The sequence below is a fragment of the Diplocloster agilis genome, from assembly GCF_019042275.1.
Lineage (GTDB): Bacteria > Bacillota > Clostridia > Lachnospirales > Lachnospiraceae > Diplocloster > Diplocloster agilis.
In genome coordinates, this window is sequence record NZ_JAHQCW010000078.1 from 1 (window position 1) to 6,824 (window position 6,824).

General features: G+C 42.2%; 10 protein-coding genes and 6 tRNA genes. 5 read left to right on the plus strand and 11 right to left on the minus strand.

Features of this window, described 5'->3' with window-relative positions; translation table 11 throughout:
- Positions 1-58 precede the first annotated feature (58 nt).
- From KTH89_RS24440 to KTH89_RS24460, 5 genes are all read right to left on the minus strand, one after another.
- On the minus strand, positions 59-232 hold the full coding sequence (locus KTH89_RS24440; protein WP_238723442.1) for a hypothetical protein: 174 nt from the start codon (positions 230-232) through the stop codon (positions 59-61).
- On the minus strand, positions 229-420 hold the full coding sequence (locus KTH89_RS24445) for a hypothetical protein (RefSeq protein WP_238723443.1): 192 nt from the start codon (positions 418-420) through the stop codon (positions 229-231). Before KTH89_RS24445 ends, KTH89_RS24440 begins: the two co-directional genes overlap by 4 nt.
- Entirely contained in the window at positions 420-1,193 is a 774-nt protein-coding gene (locus KTH89_RS24450; RefSeq protein WP_238723444.1) for a phage antirepressor KilAC domain-containing protein, read from the minus strand. Before KTH89_RS24450 ends, KTH89_RS24445 begins: the two co-directional genes overlap by 1 nt.
- A 290-nt stretch (positions 1,194-1,483) precedes the next feature.
- Positions 1,484-1,711 carry a hypothetical protein gene (locus KTH89_RS24455; RefSeq protein WP_238723445.1) on the minus strand — a complete coding sequence of 76 codons (228 nt, stop codon included), beginning with the start codon at positions 1,709-1,711 and terminating at the stop codon, positions 1,484-1,486.
- Between the two features lie 7 nt (positions 1,712-1,718).
- Positions 1,719-1,910, minus strand: a complete 192-nt coding sequence (locus KTH89_RS24460) for a helix-turn-helix domain-containing protein (RefSeq protein WP_238723446.1) — start codon at positions 1,908-1,910, stop codon at positions 1,719-1,721.
- A gap of 229 nt (positions 1,911-2,139) precedes the next feature.
- On the opposite strand from KTH89_RS24460, the gene KTH89_RS24465 reads away from it, so the two are divergent.
- The 5 genes from KTH89_RS24465 to KTH89_RS24485 all read left to right on the plus strand — a co-directional run bounded on the left by KTH89_RS24465 (position 2,140) and on the right by KTH89_RS24485 (position 5,950).
- Positions 2,140-2,574: a helix-turn-helix domain-containing protein gene (locus KTH89_RS24465; protein WP_238723447.1), complete on the plus strand. Its 435-nt coding sequence runs from the start codon at positions 2,140-2,142 to the stop codon at positions 2,572-2,574.
- Between the two features lie 12 nt (positions 2,575-2,586).
- Entirely contained in the window at positions 2,587-3,018 is a 432-nt protein-coding gene (locus KTH89_RS24470) for an ImmA/IrrE family metallo-endopeptidase (RefSeq protein ID WP_238723448.1), read from the plus strand.
- 22 nt (positions 3,019-3,040) lie between these two features.
- Positions 3,041-3,745: a hypothetical protein gene (locus KTH89_RS24475; protein ID WP_238723449.1), complete on the plus strand. Its 705-nt coding sequence runs from the start codon at positions 3,041-3,043 to the stop codon at positions 3,743-3,745.
- A 49-nt stretch (positions 3,746-3,794) separates the two neighbouring features.
- The gene (dinD, locus tag KTH89_RS24480) at positions 3,795-4,691 is read left to right on the plus strand and encodes a DNA damage-inducible protein D (protein ID WP_238723450.1); all 897 of its coding nucleotides are present in this window, start codon (positions 3,795-3,797) and stop codon (positions 4,689-4,691) included.
- A gap of 158 nt (positions 4,692-4,849) precedes the next feature.
- On the plus strand, positions 4,850-5,950 hold the full coding sequence (locus tag KTH89_RS24485) for a tyrosine-type recombinase/integrase (RefSeq protein ID WP_238723451.1): 1,101 nt from the start codon (positions 4,850-4,852) through the stop codon (positions 5,948-5,950).
- Between the two features lie 152 nt (positions 5,951-6,102).
- Here the strand turns inward: KTH89_RS24485 and KTH89_RS24490 are convergent.
- The 6 genes from KTH89_RS24490 to KTH89_RS24515 form a co-directional block, all read right to left on the minus strand.
- Positions 6,103-6,175: transfer RNA gene (locus KTH89_RS24490), tRNA-Lys, on the minus strand.
- A 22-nt stretch (positions 6,176-6,197) separates the two neighbouring features.
- A tRNA-Phe gene (locus KTH89_RS24495) sits at positions 6,198-6,270 on the minus strand.
- A 30-nt stretch (positions 6,271-6,300) separates the two neighbouring features.
- A tRNA-Met gene (locus tag KTH89_RS24500) sits at positions 6,301-6,374 on the minus strand.
- A 57-nt stretch (positions 6,375-6,431) separates the two neighbouring features.
- Positions 6,432-6,513 (minus strand) — tRNA-Tyr (locus tag KTH89_RS24505).
- Between the two features lie 14 nt (positions 6,514-6,527).
- Positions 6,528-6,600 (minus strand) — tRNA-Val (locus tag KTH89_RS24510).
- Between the two features lie 24 nt (positions 6,601-6,624).
- A tRNA-Asp gene (locus KTH89_RS24515) sits at positions 6,625-6,698 on the minus strand.
- Positions 6,699-6,824 lie beyond the last annotated feature (126 nt).

Genomic DNA, 6,824 nt, shown 5'->3' on the forward strand with positions numbered 1-6,824 from the left:
TATTGCGTTCTTGCTGCATTCCTTTTGCCCTTCCTTTCAATTTTCCTCATGATCCGGATCATCTGGCGTGAAAAAACACCTGCCTCCCAAACTCTCCGGTATCGATCTGCTGCGCCCACATTCCTGGACACTGGACAAATCCCAAAACCCTGCCGTCATTGATTACTACGGCCTTGCCAAGCTGGTCATACATGTTGATGCAGTCCTCAATGGTGACTTGCTGCAGGTTCATACCGCCCGCCTCCTTACCCGCGTTCGCTTCTGCCGGAACGCTTTGTACTTCGGCAGATCGATCCTCCAGTGTCCGCCGGGCGTCTGTGTGGCGAATGTCTGGCCCTCACTTCGGCAGTCACACATTAATTCCCAACGTCCGTATCCCATGGCAATCAGCTCTGATGGGCGGAAGATTGTTTTCTCCATCACACCGTCCCCCTTTCTATCACTGGAACAACTCCTTCCTGCCTCAGAAAATCGTATAAGAACAATCTTCCCTTCTGTGTCCAGTAAGCATGCTCGCAAGAGTGCTGAATACCTTTAGAGTCCGCATAGTTATGCGTCTTTGTTTTAAGATAGCCATTACCCTGATACCTCGCATACAATACCCAAGTGTCGCCCTGCTTGTATTGAACGCCCATGTCGTGAAGCATAGCGTTAAACTTTTTGGCTGACATCCCATAGTCTTTCGAGATCACCGTGGTTGCTATCAGATCTTTGCATTGAAGGATCATGTCATAATACGAGGCCTTGGGTTGAAGGTCTGCTATAACTTTCTGCTGCTCTACGACCTGTCCGCCAAGAAACTTGCATCTCTCTTTCAGGCTATCCATGGACCGCTGAGCAAACTTCAAAGCTCTTGCCATAACCTGCTCCGGTGAATTCCAAGCTCCTTCCAACTCAATCAGGTACTGTCTGCATTGTCTTCCCTTTTCAGTTCGGCTCATAAGGCAGATATGTTTGGCCATCTCCACTGACAAATCATAATCCTCAACTTCCCTGGAAACCTCCCTGTTGCCTTCCTTCTGAACCCGTACTTTTAGGTACGGTTTGGAAAAATCCTCACCTTCTACAAAGCCTGTGCTGTTCGTTTCAAACCATGCACTGAAACGTTTTTCGATTTCCAGCCCTGCGTGTAAATCTCTTGCTGATACAGTGGGCTGGTCTGTATCGTAGTTTATTCTAATAAGATCGTACATACGTCCTCCTTATATTTACTTTTTTTCTGTTATCTCCTATACTGTACTTACAGACGTTGCAGCGCCGAGTACAAAAGAAAGGAGTAAACTATGAGAAGATATAAAGCCCCATTTAACGGGAGCCGTTATGTCCTTAATAAAGCCACCGGTGAAATACATGATCTTGACAGTGAAACGCCCCAATGTCAGATTGATGAAATGAATCCATTTAATGTAATTAATTGCACTTCTTATGAGGATGCAGCTTTAAGGGCGGCGTTTTTATCCGTCAATGGCGCTAACGGATGTTATTACTGTAATCCCTCTAAGGACAACGGATAATCGCTTTTATCAGCTATGGACTTAACGGTTTGTAGCTGATTTTCCGTTAGTTCCTCCTTTATCAGTGTTTTAAACCCATCTACTGTGTCCACTTCATTTATCATGTCGAAGATAAGTTCCGCAAATTTATCTGGATCAGAAATTTGCTGTATCACTTGAAATTTTGTCATCCAATCACGCTCCTTTCTCTTGCTCATCCATGCGTCACTCCTTTACAAGGTCTGAGAGCTTAATGCCTACTACATCCGAAACTTTTTTTAATGTGTCTATATTCGGACTTACCTTTCCGTCTTTCCATCTGCTAATGCACCCGGCTCCAAGCTCTGCCAATAATTCAATTTCCTGGAATGTGATGTGTTTTTCTTTGCAGATTTCTTTTAGGTTGTCATAGACCATTCTTATACCTCCCTCCACATGCATTTTAAGAATTTGCGATAAACAACAAATTTATATTGATTTTTTTTGCGATTTATAGTAAAATAAAGTCACCACAACAATATTTAACTATCGCATTTTTATTTATATTTGCTATTTATCGCAACTTCTAAGTTTATTATACGCGTTTTATGGCAAATGTCAAGATAAATTTGCGTTTTTTCGCAACTTTAATTTGAGAGGCAGCCATATGAATATAAAAGAAAGAATTCAATTTCTATGCAAAAAGAATGGGGTTACCAGTAAATCATTGGAAGAATATCTCGGTTTTGGAAGGGGATATATCAGCAAAATAGATAAGACAGCTCCAAATCTATCAAAATTGAAACCAATTGCTGACTATTTTGGAGTTACTGTCGACTACCTTCTTTCAGGAAACGAAGAACCCAAAGAAAAATCCAACGAACTTACTATGCGAGACGAACGTGATATAAGCCGGCGTTTGGAACAAGCCCTTGACGATCTGGAAGGCCAGCAAGAAGGCTTAATGTTTGACGGTGAACCCCTAGACGATGAAACAAAAGAGCTTCTGAAAATAAGCTTAGAAAACAGTATTCGGATTGCCAAACTAAATGCAAAGCAAAAGTTCACGCCGAAAAAATATCGGAAGACTGGCGATAATTAAGGAAGTGATCTCATGTCTTTTGATAATATCAAAAAGGAAGTCGCTTACTTAAAGAAGTATTACAAAACGGACGATCCGTTTGAGATTGCAAAATCAAAAAACATTTTGCTGTTATATGAAGCCCTGGGAAGCGTGAACGGATATTACAATAAAATACTGCGACAGCAACAAATACATATTAATCATGACCTGTCCCGGATCCAGAAGTATTTTACCTGCGCACACGAACTTGGGCACGCCGTCATGGATCCGGAGACCAATACGCCGTTTTTGCGCAATAACACATATCTCTCCGTTGATAAAATGGAGATTCGTGCCAACAAATTTGCGGTCGAACTATTGATTGATGATGTATTTTTTCTCGAAAACTGGCAATACACAACTGATCAGATGGCCCGAATGTTAGGATATCAAAAAGAACTAATCGAATTACGATTAGTATAAATGAAGAAGAGAGGGGTTACGTTTGAAACATAAGATATGGTTTTATGTCTCCATGTCCTTATGCATAATCACAATTATAGTCGTTATAGGGACAGGTATTTGGGTTTACATTGACGATCAGCGTTTTTCGGCGCATCAAGAAGTCACTGTATTGACCTATGCTTCATCTGCCAAAAGCAATCCGGCAGAAGGAAAAGTTGATGAAGAATCTACCGGTAATGGTGGTGAAGATTCGGAAGATCAAGATATTTCAGCTGAAAAGGGATTATTTTCTGTCGAAATCACTTTGCCTGCATCTTTTTTTGAAGGGAGATCTCAAGATGAAATAATGGCCTCTGCCAATGAGGACGGAATCAAGGATGTAACTGTAAATTCTGACGGCTCTGTTACATATAAAATGTCAAAAAGCAAACACAAAGAAATGCTTTCTGAATACAAAAAAAGCATTGATGATATGATAGCCGGCATGCTGGATGGCCCGGACGAAGTAGCTTCATTCACAGATATAAAATATAACGATAATATGTCAGAATTCAATGTTTACGTTGATAAATCAAAATATAACGAAATGGAAAGTATGAGTGTATTGGCATTTTACACGTCCGGCTTATTTTACCATACCTTAAATGGAACAGATTCCTCCGATTTGGAAGTTGTGGTAAATTTCATTGATAAAGATACCGATGAGGTTTTTCAGTCTGGAAGCTCTAAAGATTTAGGGGAATAAATATAAACCTACCCAGTACTACCAACGCAAACTAAAAAGGATGATCATTATGACAGACGAAGAATTTGATGCAAGATTAGCTGAATTTCGAAATCGGGTTTTCTCAAAAGCGCTATCACAGGAAGAAGAAAACAGTTATACGGAATCTCTTTTTGAGTCAATCCGACATGTAAATGAATTTAACGAAGAATTCTGGTATGCTCGAGAATTACAAATAGCTCTTGAATATACCAAATGGGGTAACTTTAAAAATGTAATTATAAGAGCTATGGAAGCTTGCAATAATAGTGGAAATAACATAAGCGACCATTTTGCCGAGGTCGGCAATATGGTGAACATAGGTTCTGGGGCAGAAAGAGAACTTGATGATTATCAACTTTCACGTTACGCATGTTATCTTATAGTTCAGAACGGTGATGCCAGAAAAAAAGTGATAGCTCTTGGGCAATCGTATTTCGCTATCAAAACACGGCAGCAGGAACTCATCGATAATTATGATGAATTGAATGAAAACCAAAAGAGATTGGCGATACGTAATGAGATGATAGCTCACAACAAATCTTTAGCTGAGGCAGCTAGGATGTCGGGAATAGTTGAACCTGTAGATTACGCTATATTTCAAAATAAAGGATATCAGGGGTTGTATGGTGGATTAGGGGTAAAGGAAATTCACGCCAGGAAGAATTTAGGTAAGAATCAAAAAATACTAGATCATATGGGTAGCACCGAACTTGCAGCCAACCTATTCCGTGCCACCCAGACAGATGAAAAACTCAGGAAAGAACATATCGTTGGTAAGGACGCAGCAAACCAAACTCATTATGAGGTTGGAAGTAAAGTCCGTCAAACAATAAAAGAGCTTGGCGGAACTATGCCAGAAGATCTCCCTACTCCTAAAAAAAGTATAAAACAAATTGAAAAGGAACAGCAAAAGAAGCTTAAATAACAAAAACGGTCCCTGCGCCAACAGAGACCGTAAAAGGATACTACTGCCGGAAGCATCCGGCGATGTAATATCGCTCTCATCAAGCATATTATATCACTCACAGGATGCGCCTGGCAAGGGCGTATTTTTTGCGCTCATTTTTAAGGGAGGAATATAATATGGCAAAGAACAAGTATAAGAAGCGTCCAGACGGTCGCTATGAGGCAAAAGTGCAGGTAGGGTACAAGCCAAACGGGCGGCCAGATCGGATCACAGTATATGCCGATACCAGCGCGGAGCTGGAAAAAAAGGTTCGGGACATGAAATATGAGATCGAGCACGGTACTTACGTCAGCCGGAAGGAGATCACCATGGCGGACTACTCCCGGAAATGGTTCCGCACGTACAAGGCCGTAAAAGGCTTAAATACGCGAAAAATGTACGAGAACATAATAGACAAGCACATAGTCCCCGAAATTGGGTATCTCAAGGTATACGAGGTGCAAAAGAGTGATTTACAGGGTATGGTCAATAGCCGATCTGATCGCCGGCGGACATGTGAGCAAATTGTTTTGACCATGAAGCAGATCATGGATGCTGCCATTGATGATAAACTCATCCTGTCCAATCCCTGCAGCAAAATCCAGTTGCCAGAGAAACAGCAGTCCCAAAAACGTGCCCTTACGGATATAGAGAAAAAAGCGTTGATCAACGCAGATTTCACCGATCAGGAAAGGACATATGTCATGATCGCTTACGGATGCGGCCTCAGGCGGGAAGAGATCCTTGCCCTAACCAGGGCCGACATAGATCTGCGATCACGCGTCATAGATATCAACAAGGTTGTGGTGTTTGATGGGAATAATCCACAAATTGAGCACCGCGCCAAGTCAATCAGCGGATCCAGGATGGTTGATATTCCTGATTTAATTGTACCGGCTCTAAAAAATCACCTGAAATCATGTGGTTTCCATATCTTTACGAAGCAGGACGGTCAGATCATGACAAAGTCAAGTTATGACAAAATGTGGGCTTCGATCATCCGGAAAATGAATGCTGCCGCCGGCGGTGACGATGAGCACCAGGTTATATTCGGGCTTACTTCACACATCTTCCGGCATAACTATTGTACGATGCTATATTACTCTGGGATTAGTCTTAAAAAAGCTGTGCAACTCATGGGACACGCCGACGAAAAAATGATCATGCGTACATATGCCCATCTGGATGAGAAGAAAGAAAATACAAAGGAAAAAATTGATAAAGGAATAGCGCTCTGAAAGGGGCGCTTTTTTGACGACATTTTGACGACAATGGAGGCTCTGACGACCATTTGACGACAATGATTTTATCGAAAATACGTTCTTTTCACATGGTAATAAAAAAGCTGCGAACCCACATGTTTGCTAGGTTTACAGCCATTTTCTAATAGTGAGGCATCGGGGATTCGAACCCCGGACAACTTGATTAAAAGTCAAGTGCTCTACCAACTGAGCTAATATCCCATATCAATATTTCGTTTACAAATGCCCAGAACCGGAATCGAACCAGTGACACGAGGATTTTCAGTCCTCTGCTCTACCAACTGAGCTATCTGGGCGTTTTGTGACAAACAAAAGTCTGTCATGAGTAGCGGGGATAGGATTTGAACCTATGACCTTCGGGTTATGAGCCCGACGAGCTTCCAGACTGCTCCACCCCGCGTTATTAAATTATGTGCATAACTTCTGGTCTGTAGCAGACCATATGAGCATTATGCAGTGGATGGAGAAGGATTCGAACCTTCGAAGGCGTTGCCAACAGATTTACAGTCTGCCCCCTTTGGCCACTCGGGAATCCATCCATATACGATAAAAATGGGACCTACAGGGCTCGAACCTGTGACCCTCTGCTTGTAAGGCAGATGCTCTCCCAGCTGAGCTAAGATCCCAAATAAATAAGAAGGTCAAAAAAACGACCCAAGCGGGACTCGAACCCGCGACCTCCGCCGTGACAGGGCGGCGCTCTAACCAACTGAGCCATTGGGCCTTATGTACCTTCAAAACTACACACTGTAAAATCTTTTTCCATCCGTTCGGTTCTCTTCCAAACCTCTAATCTCAAACCTTCAGACCATTCTGGTCAAGCCCTCGACCTATTAGTAGCAGTCAGCTC

What these genes read in the sequence shown, in the direction of transcription:
- KTH89_RS24440 (WP_238723442.1), bottom strand. Translation starts at nt 232, where the DNA reads ATGAACCTGCAGCAAGTCACCATTGAGGACTGCATCAACATGTATGAC.
- KTH89_RS24445 (WP_238723443.1), bottom strand. Translation starts at nt 420, where the DNA reads ATGGAGAAAACAATCTTCCGCCCATCAGAGCTGATTGCCATGGGATAC.
- KTH89_RS24450 (WP_238723444.1), bottom strand. Translation starts at nt 1,193, where the DNA reads ATGTACGATCTTATTAGAATAAACTACGATACAGACCAGCCCACTGTA.
- KTH89_RS24455 (WP_238723445.1), bottom strand. Translation starts at nt 1,711, where the DNA reads ATGAGCAAGAGAAAGGAGCGTGATTGGATGACAAAATTTCAAGTGATA.
- KTH89_RS24460 (WP_238723446.1), bottom strand. Translation starts at nt 1,910, where the DNA reads ATGGTCTATGACAACCTAAAAGAAATCTGCAAAGAAAAACACATCACA.
- KTH89_RS24465 (WP_238723447.1), top strand. Translation starts at nt 2,140, where the DNA reads ATGAATATAAAAGAAAGAATTCAATTTCTATGCAAAAAGAATGGGGTT.
- KTH89_RS24470 (WP_238723448.1), top strand. Translation starts at nt 2,587, where the DNA reads ATGTCTTTTGATAATATCAAAAAGGAAGTCGCTTACTTAAAGAAGTAT.
- dinD (WP_238723450.1), top strand. Translation starts at nt 3,795, where the DNA reads ATGACAGACGAAGAATTTGATGCAAGATTAGCTGAATTTCGAAATCGG.
- KTH89_RS24485 (WP_238723451.1), top strand. Translation starts at nt 4,850, where the DNA reads ATGGCAAAGAACAAGTATAAGAAGCGTCCAGACGGTCGCTATGAGGCA.